General features: G+C 32.7%; 17 protein-coding genes. 2 read left to right on the top strand and 15 right to left on the bottom strand.

What is annotated here, in order from left to right; all coding sequences use genetic code 11:
* Positions 1-41 precede the first annotated feature (41 nt).
* Positions 42-1,220: an HYR domain-containing protein gene (locus AC2DZ0_RS01775; RefSeq protein WP_484643299.1), complete on the top strand. Its 1,179-nt coding sequence runs from the start codon at positions 42-44 to the stop codon at positions 1,218-1,220.
* Positions 1,221-1,288: 68 nt separating this feature from the next.
* Here the strand turns inward: AC2DZ0_RS01775 and AC2DZ0_RS01780 are convergent, their stop codons facing one another.
* From AC2DZ0_RS01780 to AC2DZ0_RS01830, 11 genes are all read right to left on the bottom strand, one after another.
* Positions 1,289-1,849, bottom strand: a complete 561-nt coding sequence (locus AC2DZ0_RS01780; RefSeq protein WP_484643301.1) for a dihydrofolate reductase family protein — start codon at positions 1,847-1,849, stop codon at positions 1,289-1,291.
* Positions 1,850-1,852: 3 nt separating this feature from the next.
* Positions 1,853-2,317: a hypothetical protein gene (locus AC2DZ0_RS01785; protein ID WP_484643302.1), complete on the bottom strand. Its 465-nt coding sequence runs from the start codon at positions 2,315-2,317 to the stop codon at positions 1,853-1,855.
* Positions 2,318-2,445: 128 nt separating this feature from the next.
* Positions 2,446-4,050 (bottom strand): T9SS type A sorting domain-containing protein, encoded by a 1,605-nt coding sequence (locus AC2DZ0_RS01790; RefSeq protein WP_484643303.1) that lies wholly within the window; start codon positions 4,048-4,050, stop codon positions 2,446-2,448.
* Positions 4,051-4,207: 157 nt separating this feature from the next.
* Positions 4,208-4,738: a lipocalin family protein gene (locus AC2DZ0_RS01795; RefSeq protein ID WP_484643304.1), complete on the bottom strand. Its 531-nt coding sequence runs from the start codon at positions 4,736-4,738 to the stop codon at positions 4,208-4,210.
* Positions 4,739-4,816: 78 nt separating this feature from the next.
* Positions 4,817-5,110 (bottom strand): hypothetical protein, encoded by a 294-nt coding sequence (locus AC2DZ0_RS01800; protein ID WP_484643306.1) that lies wholly within the window; start codon positions 5,108-5,110, stop codon positions 4,817-4,819.
* Between the two features lie 11 nt (positions 5,111-5,121).
* Positions 5,122-6,852 carry an arylsulfatase gene (locus tag AC2DZ0_RS01805; RefSeq protein ID WP_484643307.1) on the bottom strand — a complete coding sequence of 577 codons (1,731 nt, stop codon included), beginning with the start codon at positions 6,850-6,852 and terminating at the stop codon, positions 5,122-5,124.
* Positions 6,853-7,100: 248 nt separating this feature from the next.
* Positions 7,101-7,526: a DUF2147 domain-containing protein gene (locus AC2DZ0_RS01810; RefSeq protein ID WP_484643308.1), complete on the bottom strand. Its 426-nt coding sequence runs from the start codon at positions 7,524-7,526 to the stop codon at positions 7,101-7,103.
* Positions 7,527-7,563: 37 nt separating this feature from the next.
* Positions 7,564-8,355 carry a tRNA 2-thiocytidine(32) synthetase TtcA gene (gene ttcA / locus AC2DZ0_RS01815; protein ID WP_484491323.1) on the bottom strand — a complete coding sequence of 264 codons (792 nt, stop codon included), beginning with the start codon at positions 8,353-8,355 and terminating at the stop codon, positions 7,564-7,566.
* Positions 8,356-8,554: 199 nt separating this feature from the next.
* On the bottom strand, positions 8,555-9,754 hold the full coding sequence (locus tag AC2DZ0_RS01820) for a phosphatidylserine decarboxylase (RefSeq protein ID WP_484643309.1): 1,200 nt from the start codon (positions 9,752-9,754) through the stop codon (positions 8,555-8,557).
* A gap of 487 nt (positions 9,755-10,241) precedes the next feature.
* Positions 10,242-13,217, bottom strand: a complete 2,976-nt coding sequence (locus tag AC2DZ0_RS01825; protein WP_484643311.1) for a DEAD/DEAH box helicase — start codon at positions 13,215-13,217, stop codon at positions 10,242-10,244.
* A gap of 217 nt (positions 13,218-13,434) precedes the next feature.
* Positions 13,435-14,067: a 7-carboxy-7-deazaguanine synthase QueE gene (locus tag AC2DZ0_RS01830; RefSeq protein WP_484643312.1), complete on the bottom strand. Its 633-nt coding sequence runs from the start codon at positions 14,065-14,067 to the stop codon at positions 13,435-13,437.
* 208 nt (positions 14,068-14,275) lie between these two features.
* On the opposite strand from AC2DZ0_RS01830, the gene AC2DZ0_RS01835 reads away from it, so the two are divergent.
* Complete coding sequence (locus AC2DZ0_RS01835; protein ID WP_484643314.1) at positions 14,276-14,851, top strand: hypothetical protein; 576 nt, start codon at positions 14,276-14,278, stop codon at positions 14,849-14,851.
* A gap of 4 nt (positions 14,852-14,855) precedes the next feature.
* Here the strand turns inward: AC2DZ0_RS01835 and AC2DZ0_RS01840 are convergent, their stop codons facing one another.
* From AC2DZ0_RS01840 to pdxH, 4 genes are all read right to left on the bottom strand, one after another.
* Positions 14,856-15,575: a peptidylprolyl isomerase gene (locus tag AC2DZ0_RS01840; protein ID WP_484643316.1), complete on the bottom strand. Its 720-nt coding sequence runs from the start codon at positions 15,573-15,575 to the stop codon at positions 14,856-14,858.
* Positions 15,576-15,578: 3 nt separating this feature from the next.
* On the bottom strand, positions 15,579-16,478 hold the full coding sequence (locus AC2DZ0_RS01845; protein ID WP_484643317.1) for a Ppx/GppA phosphatase family protein: 900 nt from the start codon (positions 16,476-16,478) through the stop codon (positions 15,579-15,581).
* 12 nt (positions 16,479-16,490) lie between these two features.
* On the bottom strand, positions 16,491-16,979 hold the full coding sequence (locus tag AC2DZ0_RS01850) for a SixA phosphatase family protein (RefSeq protein ID WP_484491330.1): 489 nt from the start codon (positions 16,977-16,979) through the stop codon (positions 16,491-16,493).
* 108 nt (positions 16,980-17,087) lie between these two features.
* Positions 17,088-17,735 carry a pyridoxamine 5'-phosphate oxidase gene (pdxH, locus tag AC2DZ0_RS01855; protein WP_484643318.1) on the bottom strand — a complete coding sequence of 216 codons (648 nt, stop codon included), beginning with the start codon at positions 17,733-17,735 and terminating at the stop codon, positions 17,088-17,090.
* Positions 17,736-17,773 lie beyond the last annotated feature (38 nt).

The raw sequence follows: 17,773 nt of genomic DNA on the forward strand, positions 1-17,773 counted from the left end.
ATGCTTTTTTGTTCTTATATATTTGATGAAAAATATTTTATATGATGATTTCAAAAATTTGTTTAGCATTTGGAGCAGTATTAAGTTTATCTAATATTGCCTGTGCAAAAAATGAGGAGAATAATAATTTAACGATAGATAATGTAAAGCCAACCATTGAATGTGTCGAAAATATAGAGGTACAAGTTCCTGAAGGTGTAAATTCGGTAACAGTTACATATGTTGCACCCAAAGGGTATGACAACAAAGCTGGAGCGGTAACAAATCAAACGGCTGGTTTGAGCTCAGGATCTCAATTTTCAATAGGTACCACTAGAAATGAATTTACAGTTATAGATAAAGCTGGTAATATTACTTCTTGTAGTTTTGAAGTAATTGTCTCGGTAAAAAAAGAGGGACCTTATGCTGTTCAAAATGGAGTAGGGGTACCAGACGGAAAGAAATGGGTGAAAGTTGAAGAACTTTCAGATGAGTTCAACGATGCTCACTTTGATGATGATAAATGGCATCGTGATCCAGCAACGGATGGTTTTCGTTGGTATGGTAGGGAACCTGCCTTGTTTGAATCAAAAAATGTTTCAGTTAGTGATGGGAATTTAAATGTAACAACGGTAAAATATGAAACTCCGAAAAGTTTTAGAGGTGCTGATTGGACACATGGAGGTGCAATTATTAGATCTAAAGTAAAAGCTGAGCCAGGTAGGTATTATGAATGTAGAATGCAGGCTAATAAAACAATTATGTCGTCTACATTTTGGATTGCAATGCAACAGAATTGTAACAATGGACCGATACGAAAATTAGAATTAGATATCCAAGAATGTGTAGGACGTGTGCATAGTGGAACTCACTCATGGGCAAAAAAATGGGATAATATATATCATTCAAATGCCATTCGTCATAAAAGATCTTGTGATATTAATGAAGAAACAAGAAAATCTGGAGTTAAAAATCTTACAGAAAAAAATCATTCTCGATTTTTTGTATATGGTTGCTGGTGGAAATCGCCAACAGAATTATTGTTTTATTTAGATGGAGAATACATGTATACGGTTACACCTACCACAGATTTTGATATTGCAGGATATATAACAATGGCAATTGAAACCTATGATTGGAATCCAGTTGATGAAACGGGGAGTATTTTTGAAACAGCTTCATGGGATGATAGAACTACAAAATATGACTGGGTGCGTACCTGGGTTTTAGAAGATAAATAGTTCTTTTTAAATAATTAAAAGCACCTTTGTTTTATTGAATAAAGGTGCTTTTTTTATTTCAGGTTATATCAATAAACAACCTTGTATTTTAATTGTACAAAATCATTTTCAAAGACAGAAACTGATGGATTTACGAGTGTTATATTTTTAGAAATTTTGCCAAACAATGGTTTCCCTTCACCTAGAAGCAAAGGAACTCTTGTAATGGTAATTTCTTCGATGAGCCCAAGATTGATGAAGTTTTGAATTGTTGTTCCACCATCTATATAGGCGTGTTTAAAACCATTTTTTTCTAAGGAATTTGTTAGTTCCAAAAGATTACCGGAGTAATATTCTATTTTACCAGTTAAACTTTCAGGAATTTTTGTAAGTGTGTTGCTTAGAACAATTATTTTTAAATTTCTATAGGGCCATTGTTCTTCAGTAAGATTCATGTTAGCAATTACTTCCATACATTTTCTACCCATGATGATACAATCAACGGAGTCTAAGAATTTTCCAAATCCCATATCCGCGTTTTCAGGTTTTAATTGCTTTCCATTTCCTGCAGCATGTAGCCAATCAATATTATCATCTTTGGTAGCAATATAGCCATCTAAACTTGTTGCAATGTATACAGAGCATTTCATAAATTATTTTTTTAGTTTTTTATAAATTTCAATATTTTGATAGAGTGTATCGTTAGAAATGTAAGTGTTAATTTGTTTGTAACTATTTTTATTTAATTCAATAGGAATAGAATACGTATTATTGTCGCTTTTCATCGAATTGGACATAGATGTTAACTTTTCGGTAAGGGTATCATTAGAAAAATTATAGGTTCCAAACCCGTGCCATTCATCATTTTTATGTGTTGGACTCACATTCCAAATAACATAGCCATCCAAATATATTTTATGTTGTGTTTTTTTTGTATCAATAATCAGTGTATCCCCATTTGCAGTATGATAAAAATGAGTTAGTTCCCAAACCCCTTGCATTGGATCTTGATTTTTATCTTTTTTAATTTCACAAGATTCAAATGTAAAAATAAAAATGGAGCTTAAGAAAAAGATAATAATTAAAGCTCTTGCGGAATTGTTTTTAAGGAAACTCATAGCATAATTTTTTAGTTATGTTAAGTTAGGCAATTATATAATAAGAAGGTGGTTTATTCTATTTTCATTGCATAAAAAAAGCTATCCAAGAAATTTGGATAGCTTAATTTTTTGAAATAATAATTTGATTAATTTTTAATAAACTTCAACGTTTTAGAGTTTTCTCCTTTTAGGATCAGAATATAAACTCCACTCGCAAATTGAGAAATATCAACAGTTTTATTATTTACATCACTTGATATTGTTTCTTCTAAAATAATCTGACCATTCATGCTTAATATCTGAATAGAGGAATAGTTGTCATCTTCATTAAACGAAACCGAAATTTTATCCTTAGCAGGATTGGGGTATATATTGGTTAATTTAACTTCTTTTTCTATGTTCGATTGTTTACCGAATTTTGCACTTGTACTACCCCAATTGAAAGTCTCCCAACCTTGTACATCTGGTCCTACTGCTGCTAATGGAGCATCCGTAAGATGTAACCTAGCTTGTACGTATTTACCATTTGCGTTGGCTTTTAATGCAACCTTTCCGGTTCCTTGACTCTCCCAAGAAAATTTTTCCCAACTACCAATGTAAGTCTGAAACGCTCTTATAGGACTTCCGCTTACATCAATTCTTGCACTAACATAGGTGTTAGTTGAGTTCGCTTTTAATGCAATTAAACCATTTCCAGCATCTTCAATCGTAAATTTTTCCCAAGCCCCAACTGTATTTCTGTCCGCTTCTAGTGGGTTGTTTGTTACTGATTTCTCTGCACAAACATATTTTCCAGAGCCATTATTTGCTTTTAGCCAAATGGTTTGACCGATAGGAGCATTGGAAACATTGTTAGAAACAGGTTTATAAGTTCTCACCCAATCAACGTACATTTTATTTTTATTTTTATTTGCTAAGTCATTGTCAGATGCAACAATACCGGTATTTGATCTCCATTCATGATCTTCTGTGTCTAATATCATAAACATTTCCTCACTCATGTTATATTGAGTTTTATCCAGAATAGCACCCGTGTAATCTTTGTCCTTCATAATAGAATTTTGCCAAGAACCAGACGTAGATTCTACTCCGTCAATAAAGAAACGAACTTCTGTTGGACTTTTCCAATAAACACCATATGTGTGCCAAGTGTCGCTCCATTTACCATTGTTTGGGGCAGGAATATGGTTTTGAGCATTAAAGTCACTAATGATTGAATTATCGTTATTATCTCTATAAAAAACGTGGAAATTCGTTGACATGTTTTTCGCAAACCATTCTGAACTTGCTCCTCCATAAACTTCTAAAACGTCAATTTCTCGTTTTGAGTTTTCACTTAAGAACCAGAAATTAGAGGACAGTTCTAGTTTATTTACCAAAATTCTAGCCTCCATATAGACTGGGTATTTTACTTTGGTTTTAGAAGTAATGATTCCAGTGTTTACTTTGTTTGTTCCCGATTTTCTGGATGATCTTAGAATTAAGTTGCCATCAGCAACCCAAGAATGATTGCTAGCCCATTCAGTAAGACCAGGTCCTAGCCAGCCATTGAAATAACCATCCTTCCACTTATTTGTGAAAGCTGTTGTTTTTCCTGTGTAATTAAATTGATCTGAATGAGACTCTAATAGTTCCCATGTTTTTCCTGAGCCTGCAGAAACAGGAATAGGAGTGTTGGACCAATCTTGAGCCATAAGACTCCCGCATCCAAGTAGAAAAATACTACTTAGAGTTTTTAATGTTTGTTTCATATTGATTTAGTTTAGTTGATGGTAAACTTATATAAAACAAGTGTTAATGCTTTGTTTGGTAACTAGATAATACATTGATGAAGACTCAATTTAATCTAGATTTGGCTTTTGATGTTTGGTAGGGAATTTTGAAAGAATGGTAAGGTTCACTTTTTGTTTAGCTCTTTTGTGCTGTTTGTTTTACCCAAATAAGTTCGTTTGTGTTGTAACCAATTTCCTTGGCAATTTTTAGATATTTAATCTTTATAGTTTCAGGAATAGTTGTTTCTCTGGAAAGGAACCATAAATATTTTAAGGATCCGCCACCAACTAAAGCATATTTATAATCATCATCGATAGATAGTATATTATATCCACCATAAAATGGTCCAAAAAATGAAACCTTGAGCATTGCTATAGAATCTGCGGTAACAAATTTAGCTTTGCCAATGGCTTGTTTCCATTTCTCTTTTTTTATATCATATCCCTTATTGACCACTTTAATTGTTCCGTTGGTGTTGAGACTATATTCTGCCGTCGTGTTGTTTAAGTTTTTTTCAAATTTAAAATCTAACCGTGCAATTTCAAACCATTTTCCTAAATAACGTTCTTTTGAAAAAGGTGTGACTGCTTGCGCTTTTTTAGGGATAGTCGAACATGATAGTAATAGCCCTAAAATTATAAGAATAGAAAGATTTTTAAATTTCATTTTTTTGATTGGAAACGGTTTTGGTTTGCGATTATGGGAGTGTAAATATAAAAAGATTGTCAAACAGGATTGTAAATTTTATTCTTTAATACTGTCAACGATTAATAGGGTAGGGCCACCCTCTATAGGATAGCCTTTAGCAATTTTTGCAGAGATTGTAATGGTCTTGTTTAAATAATTTTCAAGCTGGATCTTTTCACTTTTAACGACATAACTATTGATACGATGTGTTCCATATTGAAAGGTCGTCATTCCTAATTCTTCTAGTTTACCTGTTACTTTGATAACATCACTTTTTTCATTGTTCTTGGAACAGCTTGGAAGCCCTAATCCAAAAATCAAAATAAATAACAATAATTTGATGTATTTCATATGGTTCAGATTTATTCACTTGCGGCCTTGAAAGGATTCCATTCGGGAACTACCTCCATTATATTATGTTCTTTGGCATAGGATAAATATAAGTTTTTCATCTTAATAAATTTTTCAGGCATACTTGCTTCTAAGGGTTTCATTTCAGATGGATCAGAAACAACATCATACAAATGCCATTTACCATCACCAAACATCCCTTTTCTAACTTTTATTACTTTATAATTACCTTGCATTAGATACCCATTTCCAAAAAGTTCAAATGCATACCATTGATCTTCCGATCGTACATGTTTTTTTTGTCCTTCTAAAAATGGTCGAGCACTAACTCCTGATGGTGCTACAATTTCTCTGTCTTTGTATTTTGTTTGTGGGTGCTTGATACCTGCATAATCTAAAATTGTCATTGGTAAATCTTTAACAGAAATTACAGCATTTGAAATATGTCCTGCTTTGCTATAATCGGTTGAAAATGCTCCTGGTGGAACGATCATCATAGGAACTCTAATTCCTCCCTCACCAATAAACCATTTCCACCATTGAAGACCTCCTGTTGCTGCATTTGCCCAAGAAACCCCAATTGTATGTTCAGAATTAGCGCTACCTATTGCTTCAAAACTTTGATCAAATTGTGTTTCAATCCATTTTGCCATTTCAGGATTTCCTGTTTTCGGATGGGTAGCTTCGAAACCTTCAGGACCATTGTCAGTAAGGTATATAATTAAGGTATTGTCAAGCTGCCCAGAAGTTTTTAAATAATTTAAAATTTGTCCAGTTCTGTCATCTTGATCCTCAATCATAGCAGCATAAGTTGCCATTACCTTAGCCTGTATTTCTTTTTCTTTTTGAGATAAACTTTCCCATTTATGGGTAATATCATTAAACAAAGGTTCTGTTGCTGTTTTAGTTATTAATCCTTGTTTTTTTAAACTTTCGTATCGTTCTTTTTTGAGACCTGAAAATCCTAATTTTAAATATTTTTTATAGTGCTTGTCAATTTTATCAGCCGGTGCTTGAATAGGAAAATGTGCTGTTGTAAAAGCCATATATGCAAACCAAGGCTTGTTTTCAGAAGCACCTTCTTTTATAAACTCTAACATTTGATTTGTGTATAGCTCTCCTGAGTATACACCATTTGGTCTTTCAAAATGTTTTCCATTTAGTGTAAAATGTTCTTTTCTTTTTACGTTTAATCCATTTGGATCACTAAAATCTGGTGTCATTGCCCAGTTATTCCAGTGGTTTGAGCCACCTGATAAAATACCAAATTCTTTTGTGAATCCCCATTCTAAAGGGCCGTATCCACCTGCTGCTTCTCCACCTAAATGCCATTTTCCGGATTTATATACTTCGTAGCCGGCATCTTTCATTAATTCAGAAATTGCAACTGCATTTTTAGTTAAATAACCTTCGTAACCCGATTTTCCTTTTGTAGGTGGGTAAAAGGAGTAATCGAAAGAACCTAATCCAATTTCAATATTGTTACAACCAGTCATTAACATCGAGCGAGTAACACTACAAACGGGTGAGGCATGAAAATTTGTAAATCTTACACCAGCTTCTGCAAGTTTGTTCATGTGGGGTGTTTCTATTTCTGATCCATATGAACTTAAGTCTCCGAAACCAATATCATCTCCTACTAACAATAAAATGTTTGGTTTAACCGCCTTAGAAGGAGTGTTTTTTGGGGTACAACTCATTATAATTGACCCAAATGCAAGTAATAGGAGAATATTTTTCATTATTTTTTTTTATTAAAAGATACAAAATTTTAGCTGTTATTTTGATTTGAGAAAGGGCAAGTTTTCTTTTAAATATCAGGTTTTCTTAAATTCTTTTTTTGATAAATTAATTTCATCAGAGAAAATGAAAATTGAATTCCCTTCATCTATTTCAAATTGATAGTAGTGGTGTTAACTCTCACCGCTGCAATGAAAGATATGTGGTTTATAGAATCATAAAGCTTGGTTAATTAACCAAACTATAAGGATTACTGTTGTTTTCTGAGCCAATACTGCGTTCTTCCTAGAAGAGAAAAGCCAATAAAACCTCTTACTTTAAGCTTGTTGTCTTCAACTAATTTTAAGTAGCATTTGTAGATATCACCAGATTCAGGGTCAAGAATAGTTCCTCCGTCGTACTCATCCTTATTTTCTTTTAGGTTTTCTATGATCACAAGGCCAATTATCGGTTGGTTTTTTTGAGCACCTTCACATTTTTCACACACAGCATTTTCATCTCTAACAAAATTTTTGACGATTTTGGCAAAATAAGATTCGTTCTGTTTATAAATTTCTATAATGGCTTTTTTCTCATTTGTTTTGTCATCATATGTTTCCCATTGTCCGATTATGGTCTGTGCCTGTGATTGAAAAGTTATAGCAAATAGAAGTAAAAGAAAGATTGTTTTTTTCATAAGTTAGTTTTTTTCTAAGTTATAAAAAAAATGAAAATTAAACTAATGATGATAAATCCTTTCCTTTTAACTCTTTAAAATTGTATAATTTTTTATCTAGTAAGTGTGACGGAAATACATTTGATAATGCATTCATCATAATAGAGCTTCTGTCTGGGAATTCGGATTCCCAATCTGAAATCATCTGTTTTACTTTTTTTCGCTGCAAATTTTCTTGTGAGCCACAAAGGTTGCAAGGGATGATAGGGAAATTCATGTGACTTGCATATGCTTCTATGTCACTTTCTTTACACAAAGCAAGAGGACGTAGCACTTCTAAATCCTTTGCGTCATTTAAAAATTTAGGGGGCATCGTTTCAAGTTTTCCTGAGAAGAAAAAATTAAGTAAAAATGTTTCTAGAATATCATCTCTATGATGTCCAAGTGCAATTTTATTACAGCCCAAATCTTTGGCCGCTTCATAGAGTGTTCCTCGCCTTAGTCTCGAGCATAAACTACAGGTGGTTTTCCCTTCAGGAGTTTTCTCCATCACCACTTTATAGGTGTTTTTTTCGATAATTTTAAAAGGGACGTCTAATTTTGTTAAATAGGTAGGTAGAACCTCTTCTGGAAATCCAGGTTGTTTTTGATCTAGATTGACTGCAATAATATCAAAATTAATAGGAGCAACTTTTTGAAAGTGCATTAACATATGGAGAAGGGTGTAACTATCCTTACCTCCCGAGAGACAAACCATTATTTTATCTCCATCTTGAATCATTGAGTATTGCTCAATAGATTCTCCAACTGCCCTGTGAAGTTTTTTTAAAACCGACTTTCTGTTTTCCATGTCGGCAAAAATACTGCTTACAAATAAATAAAACTAATCCGAAAAAATAATTATCAAATACCCCCTATTTAATAGTTATTCGGATTAGTTTTAAAATCTAACTTAACCTTAATTTACGAAAAGTCTTAAAAATGAAACTAATTCGCCTTTAAACAATATTTTTTCCCCCGATCCATATTGTGCGAACTAGTTTCAATATTTATTTTATGTTTTTTTGTGCTCTGCTTACGCTATTCCCATAATGGCGATATCCTTCGGATTCATTAATTTCAGGAGCTTTTCCTTCTTGGAAAAGTAAAATCACATCAGATCCTCCAAATTTGAAGTAACCAAATTCTTCTCCTTTTTCAATCACTGTATCCGGCGTAGCTAACATATGCACAGATGAGATTTGAGACATTCCAACTGGAACCACACCTACTAAGCCCATGTCTCCATAAGGTGAGTTTCTTGTGTCTAATATCAAGATTCCTCTAGATTGAGAAAATTGATAGCCATTTGCTGCATTACTAGTAGTATTAAATTGTCCGTTGTCTTCAATGTTTACATCCAAAGAAGTCAAACCATAAACAGGATAACTTTCTTTTACTAATCCACACACAGGAGAGTGGAATCTGTGGTAAGAATAGGGACCTAAAAAGTAATGGACAAAAGTCCCATTAGCAAAAGAATCTTTGTATTTACTATCTTTTAATAGGTCCGGAATGTTATTAAATATATGCGTTTGTTTTATGGTGATCTCTTCAATTTCGGAATTTGAATTTATAGAGTATTTCTTTTTAAAGGTAGAATCTGCAGGACTCGTAACGATTGAGTTATCCTCTGGGCTATCTATTTTTCGTAATCCAGGATTTAATTCTCTGGCAAAAAAATCGTTAAAGCAATCCCAGTTACTATTGGGTCTTCCGTTAATTAAGGAGTCTTGCACACGGTATTGTGGTGAAAATTTAATGTGTTCTGTTAAAATGGCATCATTAAAAGATTCATTAGTGTCTAGGAATGATCCCCAGTTTTCCGAGAAATGAAGTAAAAACTCCGTAAACCATTCAATATTTTCAGATAAAACACCAATTCCCGTTTGTTGGTCTACAAGGAAATAAAAATGGCACAAACGATCATATACTTCTTGGCTGTGTGGTGTACCAGGTTTTTTCCAGACTTTAGAGTTACTTTGTTGTGGTACCCATTTTTGGAAACTTTCTAAGTAATTTAAATAAGAAGTTCTGTCTAAAGGCCAATCTAAAGCATCGAATAAATCCTTGTCAAGATTTAAATCAGCCTTAAATTTTGCCATAATTAAGGATTCCTCAATGTAATTCCAGTTGTCAAGTGAAACATTTTTCGTCAAAAAATTAATAGCATCTTGAGACGATTCAATTTGGGTTAATAGTGAATTCATAGTCAGTATAATTGGTAGTTGGTTGAATAAAACGTTGTAAAAAAATCATTTTACCTTTAATTTATGTGAGGTTGTCATAAATTAATTTCCGTCAATCGGCTATGAAAAAAAATATTTCTAAATGAAATGTCAATTCTTTGTTTGAAATTTTTCAAACAGAGTCAAAACATTGTTTCATTTAGAAATATTCGTAATGTTAATAAGTCCCTTTTCATAGCATAGTAAAGATAGGAAATAATTATTTATAAAAACAACAAGTATCTAAAAAAAAAATGCAATTATTTTAACCTGTATTTAATACATTTAATTTTTAAGTTGTTGGTTTGTAGTGTTTTGTGTTGTTTTTAGTGGAAAAACACTAACTGATTTTTTATTGCGCAGACTAGCAGTATTTAAGGATGCTACTTAATAGTTTTTAAGGATGGTTGTTGACTTTCAAATTGTTGAAAAGTTGAGTTGCGACTCTCTTTTGTATAAAATATTTTAGTTAATGTTCTACTTCTACTAAATTGAGATGTTTTTTTAGAACCCCTGATGGTGTTTCATTATTTTCATCAAAAACACGTGTATCCCCAAACAAAATAAAACTATCTCTCGCTCTAGATACTGCAACGTTTAGCATATTAGGTTTGTTATCTCTATCAAAAAATAAAGTTCCTTCGTCTTCATTAGTGTAAACTGAGCTGAATAGAACGATGTTTCGTTCAGCTCCTTGCAACGCATGTACGGTTCCTAGTTTGATGTCATTTATTTTGTATCCTGAGTCGGTTAGCGCTTTGGAAAGTTCGCTTTTCTGACTTGTAAAGGGAGTAATTATTCCTAAAACTTTTTCTACAGATTCTACATTATAAGCCTCTTTAATCGCTTCTTTATTTTTATTTAACCAAGAAACAATTGACTTTACTTCAATAAGGTTACATCTACTGTTGTATTTTCTTTCACTTACACCCTCAATATGATAAGCCATCATTGAAGGGAAAATTTGATCAGGTTTTGCGGTACCCTTCATAGGTTTTAGGATTCCACCATAAGCAAGTTCATTGCAAAAACCGATAATTTCGTCATTACACCTTCTGTGTTCTAGTAATAAGAGACCTTTTTCTTTTTCAGCTTCCTTAATTAATGGGGTTTCAAACTCACAAGCATTTTGAGCCATTTTCATGATGCTTCCACTTGATGAAAGGAAACCAAGGTTTTCTAAGTAGCTGTTTTCTTCCTTTGACGAAGTGATATTTTGATTACTCAAGTTACCGGCATCAATGCCTGGAGGGATCATCCAAATAGGTTCTATTTGTTTTAAATCACCTACTACAATCGCTTTACGTGCTAAAGAAAATAATGGAATACTCACCTCTGGAGTTACTTGTCCGGCTTCATCAATAATTAATAAATCCAAGAAATTATAAAGTGGGAGGTACTCAAATATAGGATTTCCTTCTTCGTTCTCACCCTGAAATTGGCTGTAAACAAAATGTGTTGGAGCCATGTAAAAAGTAGCTACAAAACAAGGAGTTAACATCGCTCTTCTTTTCCATTTTTGTTGAATTACAAGTTCCCCTGTTCCTTTCTCGGTGTTTTCCTCTAACATTTCCAGCGTAGCACTAATCCATCTTGCTTCCCAGTAATGAGTGGCTAATAAGAATGCTTTATGTCTTAATGTGATATCAATTTCATCATAGAAAAATCGCTGAGAAAAATCTTTGGTATCCATTTTCTCATATTCATAATTCCACATTTCTTCTTCAGAAACTAAAGGGAACCCTTTGATGTTATTTTGTTCTTTCCATTCTTTTAATCGAGCGAAAGAATTCAACACACCATTCAGGTCAGAAATTACTTGTTTTATAAAGTCCAATGCAGATTCTATGTTTTCAAGAATGTCTAACGGGATAATAAATATTTGAGAAGCACTAATTTCTTGTGATTCCGATAACTTAAAAAAAGTCGAAATTTGATCTTTAAAATCTAGGTCTTTAGATTTGGATTTTAATGCTGTAAGTGATTTTCTCCATTGTTGAATTTTTAAGACATTGACTTGATCTTTTTTGATGTATTGTTGGTCATCAATTAAAACTTTATTGGTTTTATTGATGTATTGAATAAATTCTCTTGAAATATTAACCCCATTGATTAGATTGTCTTCAACAATTGTTATTTCTTCTTGAAGATGGTCGCAGGCATCCTCAAGTGAGTCGGCTTCAAAACCAAAGTAGTCGTAGTATTTGTCAAAGAAAAAGTTTTCAGCATCATATACAAATGTTTCGTTTTCAAGATCACATAGGGTTCCTTCATGTCCGAATAGATTTCCTTTTAAGAAATTTATATTTTTTAAAGTTTTTTCGCTCTTTGAATTCGAAGGTAGGTAAGTTGCATACCCATGAAAACCTGGGATCCAGCGTTCAGAAAGGTCATCCATGGTACTGACAGAATTTATAAAACTATCAATAATATTTGTTACAGCTTGGTTGTTCGTAGAGCAGGCAAGTATCACTGGGGCTTCTTCACCTTTTATCGCAGATCTAACAACTTCGGTGGCAACTAGACTTTGTAACAACGTAGTTTTTCCTGTCCCAGGAGGGCCGTTTACCGCAGTTACTGAATTGGCTTCTGCTGTGAGGTACGATAAAAGTGTTTTTCTTTGACTTATTGAGAGTGGGAATTCATTGGACATTTGCCCTAAATGCAAGTGGTTGTAATTTAAAAAACCATCATCAGTAATTGCAGTTTTTCTTTCTCTATCAATTGGGTCAACTAATTTCTCAATTAATGGAAAATCAATGGTTTCGTTGAGAAGATTTTCATACAAAAAAAGAATACTTTTAGCGGTAGCAATTTTTGAGCTTTTCGCAAAATAAGTTACTTTGTGTCGTGTTGTGTATCCTTCAGCATTAAAATAATTCATGTCGCTAAAAGCAATAGCTTCAAATACATCATTGATATAAGCCCAGTAAATATCCCAAGAAACAAGTTCTTCATCATCTAAAGGAAAAGGTTCTTCCATTTCTCTGGCTTCTTCAACAAGATCCATTTTTGAAAAAATAAAATCGTTTCCTATATCAGCAATAGGAGCTAAATAGTTTCTTACGATTAGCGGAAACATATCTTTTGGAGCCGTTAATTGACCTGACCTATTCACCCTAGCTCTGATCCAAAAAGGGTGGATTGGAGCAGCTTTAAAATTTGAATTTTGTAATTCCAACTCAAAGGGAGCAATGATGATTTCAGTATCCGTTACTTCGTACCAGTTCGGACTATCTTTTTTAGTGATACCTTTAAGTCTGTTGATTCTTCTTTCTTCAAGATCCAACATTTGTGTTGCATTTTTCTCCTGGATGGTTCCAGTTTCTAGGTTGCAATTAACTTGGTGGTATAAATTTTTGATACGAGCAATATCAACAGCTAAATTTTCACTATCAAATAAACTATTTCGATAGTAATTAAGCCAATTCTTTACGTTATTCATTGATCCTGTTTGGTTTCTATAATTCTATTGTAGCAAAATGAATGCAAGCGAATATATAATTTTCAATAGAAGGAAATAGATAACTTTTTCAGAAGTTATTTACAATTTGAAAGGATGTGACAAAATCTAAGTAGCAAATATAAATAGATAGGGACTAAAGTTTTATTTACAAGCTTGTTATAAATAACTATTTAGAAGCTGCAAAAGTAGTTATGGACTAAGGGATGTTTAAGTATTTATGAGTTTGTAAAGAAATTTTCCATTTAGGGTGTTTCATTACATAATCAATGATTTGAGGAATCATTTTTTCTTTTTTACTCCATTCTGGTTGCAGGTATAATTGACAAGAACTAGAAACTTTTGCCGCTTGCTCTTCTGCAAAAATAAAATCGTTTGCGTTGTGAATTATCATTTTAAGTTCATCTGCAGCTTGATGACACTCTTTTAATGGAAGTTTTGTCTTTTTAGGAGATAAACAGAACCAATCCCACGTTCCTGAAAGTTTATAAGCGCCTGAAGTTTCAATATGGGTACGAATTCCTTCGGTTCTTAATTTTGAGGTGATATAATCTAGAGACCACATCAAGGGTTCTCCACCAGTAACAACAACCGTTTTAGCATAGTTTTTAGCATTAGAAACAATCGTGTCGGTTAAGGTAGGAGGGTGTAAATTAGCATCCCAACTTTCTTTAACATCACACCAATGACAACCTACATCGCAACCACCAATTCTAATAAAATATGCTGCTGTACCGGTATAACCACCTTCCCCTTGAATGGTATAAAATTCTTCCATTAATGGGAGCATTTCTCCAGAGGCAATTAATTCTTTATTGTTTTCCGTACTCATAATCTAAATTTCAGGGTGCAAAGATACTCAAACCAAATAGTTTACAAGCTATCTAGAATAATTATATTTTTATTTGAAATTTATAGTGTAGCAAGGAGAATATAAAAGTTATGCCCCCTTCTTTTGTGGTCATTTTGTGAAAATTATAGCAGCTTTTTTAAAAGAAAAAAACTACTTTTAGCCATTATAATATAATACCCAAATAGCCATGCGTAAATTTAGTTTTAAATCTTTTTCCATCTTAGTCTTAGCGATATTGCTTTCCAGTTGTTCTAATAAAGATGAATATACCGTTGAGAAAAATAGGGTGGGAGTGCTTACTTCAGAGACTAAAGTAATGGAAATAGAATCTTTATTTGAAAATGATTCCGTTGTAAAAAGGTTGAGTGAAGGAATACTTGGTTATAAGGGAAGGTACGCTCAAGAAGATGATTATTATTTGATATACTCAAAGGAAGGGAAGCATTTGTTAACCTTAACACCAAAAGAATCATTAGATTCTTTATCTACCATAAGAACGGTTGATATTCACGATGCAAAATATATTACAAAGCAAGGTGGCGTTGGATTGGGGTCTAAATTTGAAGAGATAAATTTGGCAATGAATGTGTCTAAAATTGAGTCTACTTTTACTAAAGTGGTCTTGTATTTGGATAAAATGAATGCTACTATGACTTTGGATAAGTTGGATTTGGGAATTAACACAATTCAAACGAATGATGTGCAATTAGAACAAATACCTAATTTGGTGAAGCCAAAGACCTTTGTTGTTTGGTTTGATTAAATAATTAATCTAAGATTGTTATTTTCATAGGAATGTCTTTTTCGGGCCATTCGTATCTGTCAATGCTTACTTGTGTTATTTTATCAATAACATCTAGTCCTTTTGTAATTTCGCCAAAAACAGTGTGTTCATAATTTAAATGTGACTGATCTTTGGTTGCTTGAATAAAATAAAATTCGAAAGGTGTAGATTCTTTTGTGGGATTGTTTTCCCAGTCTCGAGCAGCTGCCATACAGCCTCTTTTATGAACTCTATTTTTTCTAAACTCAGAAGGGATTCTGTAATCATTTAATTGAGTTTTGTACGCTGGTGTTACTAAGTTATCAGAACTTCCTCCTTGTACAATAAAATCAGGAACAATTCTATAAAAGCAAGTTGTATCGTAATAGCCTTTTTCTACTAAATATAGAAAACTGGCTCTGTGTATTGGTGTGTCTTTGTATAAACGAACATAAATATCTCCTAATCGTGTAGTTATTTTTAATTTTGTTTGTGGATGAGATTTTCCGTATTCAGTAAAAAAAGCAACCGCATTTTCAGTACTGATAGAATCAAAAATATATTGACGATCTTCAGGTGCTAAAAGTCTTTTTTGAGGCGTTTTTTTTACTTTTATTTCGGTTTGTTTGCTTTCTACATTAGTTTCTTTTTTAGTAGTTTCAGTTTTACATGAAACGACAATAGATAACATACAACAAATTAAAAACGGAATATATTTCGACATTGATTATGCTTCTAGAACTCCGCTATACAAACTTTTAATAATTCCATCTGAAAGACCAATTTTTGGGACATAGATTTTTTTAGCACCACTCCATTTCATGGCAGATAGATAAATTTTTGTTGCTGGAATTATTACATCTGCTCGGTCAGGGTTAAGCCCAAGTTCAGAAATACGTTCATCATAACTCATTTTCTTTAAAAATTGATAATGCGCATTCATATAAATATAAGAAAGTGGCTTGTCAATTTTTTGGCCAGACATTTTAAAAATCTTATTAATGTTTCCACCAGAACCAATCAACACGATTTTTTTCATGTCTTTGGTGTTGGCTTCAATCCATTTTTTTATTTCTTTCCAAGTTTCTTTTTTGTCCACTTCTTTATTAAGCAAACGGACAGTTCCCATTTTAAAAGATTTTGAAGCAACCAGTTTTTGCTTTGAAAAGACGGTAAACTCGGTACTACCACCACCTACATCTACATATAAATAAGATTTATGACCTTCAATTAATTGAGATAAATCTGTAGAAGCAATAATTTGAGCTTCCTTTTTCCCATCAATTATTTCAATGGATATGTCCGCTTCTTTTTTAATTCTTTCAATCAGTTCCTTACCATTAGAGGAGTCGCGCATTGCAGAAGTAGCACATGCTTTGTATTTTTCTACACCATGTACTTTCATTAAAAGTTTAAATGCTTTCATTGCATCTATCATTCTAATAGAGTTTTCTTCAGAAATAGTTCCAGATATAAAAGCATCTGCCCCCAAACGTATTGGAACACGAATCAAAGCTGATTTTTTAAATTTAGGTTCTTCGTCTTTAACAAGAACAATATTTGATATTAATAAGCGCACAGCATTAGATCCTATATCTATGGCTGCATATTTTTTAATTTCTAACAATGTAATTCGTTTTTATTTGTGGTTTTTAGGAAAGTCTTGAAACAAAGTTTTTCCCTTTTTTACACTCTTCCAATGATTGTTTTCAAATTGAATAGCAACAACACCACATGTAGGAACATGAGGAATAAAAGTGTCACCAAATTTATTTACAAAATCATTGATTCCATGATCATGACTAAAAATGATTGCAGAATCAAATTCATCATCAAGTGCTTTTATGGTTTTTACCAAATAGCCATCACTAAAATTATACAAAGATTTTTTTATTTGCAAGTTTGAGAGAGGATAGCTAAAAACATTTGAGAAAATTACCGCTGTTGATAGGGCTCTAGATGCACTACTGGTAATAAAAACATCAGGCTTATCAATTTTTTTAACAAGTGCCGAGGCAACTAAATAAGAGTCTTTTATACCTCTCTTTTTTAAGGGTCTATCAATGTCCTCTATGCCCTTGTACTCCCAAGAAGATTTGGCGTGACGTACAATATATACTGTTTTCATGTATACAAATTAATGGTTCAAAGATACTAAAAATGTTTTATGGGGACTGATTAATTTGCTAATTACTCTTGGTTAATCCCTATTAATAACTGGTTTGTATCGTTGTTTTTATGGAGCTAGCCGATCAATTTTCCAGCTGTAATCTTTTTGAAGTTGATATCTGATTCTATCATGCATTCTATTGGGTCTACCTTGCCAAAACTCAATTGACTGAGGTTTAATTATATATCCGCCCCAGTGATCGGGTCTTGGGATTTCTTTGTCTTTGAATTGATTTTCAAATTTTTCTAAATTAGAAGTTAATACCTTTTTTGAGGTTACCACTTCACTCTGATTAGAGGCCCATGCTCCAAGTTTACTTCCGTTAGGTCTAGACTCAAAATAACCATCAGATAAATTTTCTGCAATTTTTTCAGCTTGTCCTTTAATAATGATTTGTTGCTCCATTCCTTGCCAAAAAAAGGATAGACAAACATTTGGATTCGCAGTAATTGCCTTCCCTTTTTCACTTGTGTAATTTGTATAAAAGATAAAACCTTCCCAAGTAAACTTTTTTAATAGTACAATTCTACTTTTTGGAAAACCGTCTGTTCCAATTGTTGAAATAGTCATAGCATTGGCTTCATCAACTGTATTTGATTGTTCTACATCATGAAACCATTTTTGAAATAATTCCATTGGGTTTTCGGGAACATCTTTTTTTAGGAGTTCTTTTTTTACGTAAACTTTTCTATAGTTACTTAGGTCTTTTTCCATGCTGTAAAAATACTTATATTTTGGAATGAAAACGTTGT

The organism is Flavicella sp. IMCC45668 (assembly GCF_057219105.1).

What these genes read in the sequence shown, in the direction of transcription:
- AC2DZ0_RS01790 (WP_484643303.1), bottom strand. Translation starts at nt 4,050, where the DNA reads ATGAAACAAACATTAAAAACTCTAAGTAGTATTTTTCTACTTGGATGC.
- AC2DZ0_RS01830 (WP_484643312.1), bottom strand. Translation starts at nt 14,067, where the DNA reads ATGAGTACGGAAAACAATAAAGAATTAATTGCCTCTGGAGAAATGCTC.
- AC2DZ0_RS01785 (WP_484643302.1), bottom strand. Translation starts at nt 2,317, where the DNA reads ATGAGTTTCCTTAAAAACAATTCCGCAAGAGCTTTAATTATTATCTTT.
- AC2DZ0_RS01805 (WP_484643307.1), bottom strand. Translation starts at nt 6,852, where the DNA reads ATGAAAAATATTCTCCTATTACTTGCATTTGGGTCAATTATAATGAGT.
- AC2DZ0_RS01840 (WP_484643316.1), bottom strand. Translation starts at nt 15,575, where the DNA reads ATGTCGAAATATATTCCGTTTTTAATTTGTTGTATGTTATCTATTGTC.
- AC2DZ0_RS01780 (WP_484643301.1), bottom strand. Translation starts at nt 1,849, where the DNA reads ATGAAATGCTCTGTATACATTGCAACAAGTTTAGATGGCTATATTGCT.
- AC2DZ0_RS01810 (WP_484643308.1), bottom strand. Translation starts at nt 7,526, where the DNA reads ATGAAAAAAACAATCTTTCTTTTACTTCTATTTGCTATAACTTTTCAA.
- AC2DZ0_RS01835 (WP_484643314.1), top strand. Translation starts at nt 14,276, where the DNA reads ATGCGTAAATTTAGTTTTAAATCTTTTTCCATCTTAGTCTTAGCGATA.
- AC2DZ0_RS01825 (WP_484643311.1), bottom strand. Translation starts at nt 13,217, where the DNA reads ATGAATAACGTAAAGAATTGGCTTAATTACTATCGAAATAGTTTATTT.
- AC2DZ0_RS01820 (WP_484643309.1), bottom strand. Translation starts at nt 9,754, where the DNA reads ATGAATTCACTATTAACCCAAATTGAATCGTCTCAAGATGCTATTAAT.
- AC2DZ0_RS01800 (WP_484643306.1), bottom strand. Translation starts at nt 5,110, where the DNA reads ATGAAATACATCAAATTATTGTTATTTATTTTGATTTTTGGATTAGGG.
- pdxH (WP_484643318.1), bottom strand. Translation starts at nt 17,735, where the DNA reads ATGGAAAAAGACCTAAGTAACTATAGAAAAGTTTACGTAAAAAAAGAA.
- AC2DZ0_RS01850 (WP_484491330.1), bottom strand. Translation starts at nt 16,979, where the DNA reads ATGAAAACAGTATATATTGTACGTCACGCCAAATCTTCTTGGGAGTAC.
- ttcA (WP_484491323.1), bottom strand. Translation starts at nt 8,355, where the DNA reads ATGGAAAACAGAAAGTCGGTTTTAAAAAAACTTCACAGGGCAGTTGGA.
- AC2DZ0_RS01795 (WP_484643304.1), bottom strand. Translation starts at nt 4,738, where the DNA reads ATGAAATTTAAAAATCTTTCTATTCTTATAATTTTAGGGCTATTACTA.
- AC2DZ0_RS01775 (WP_484643299.1), top strand. Translation starts at nt 42, where the DNA reads ATGATGATTTCAAAAATTTGTTTAGCATTTGGAGCAGTATTAAGTTTA.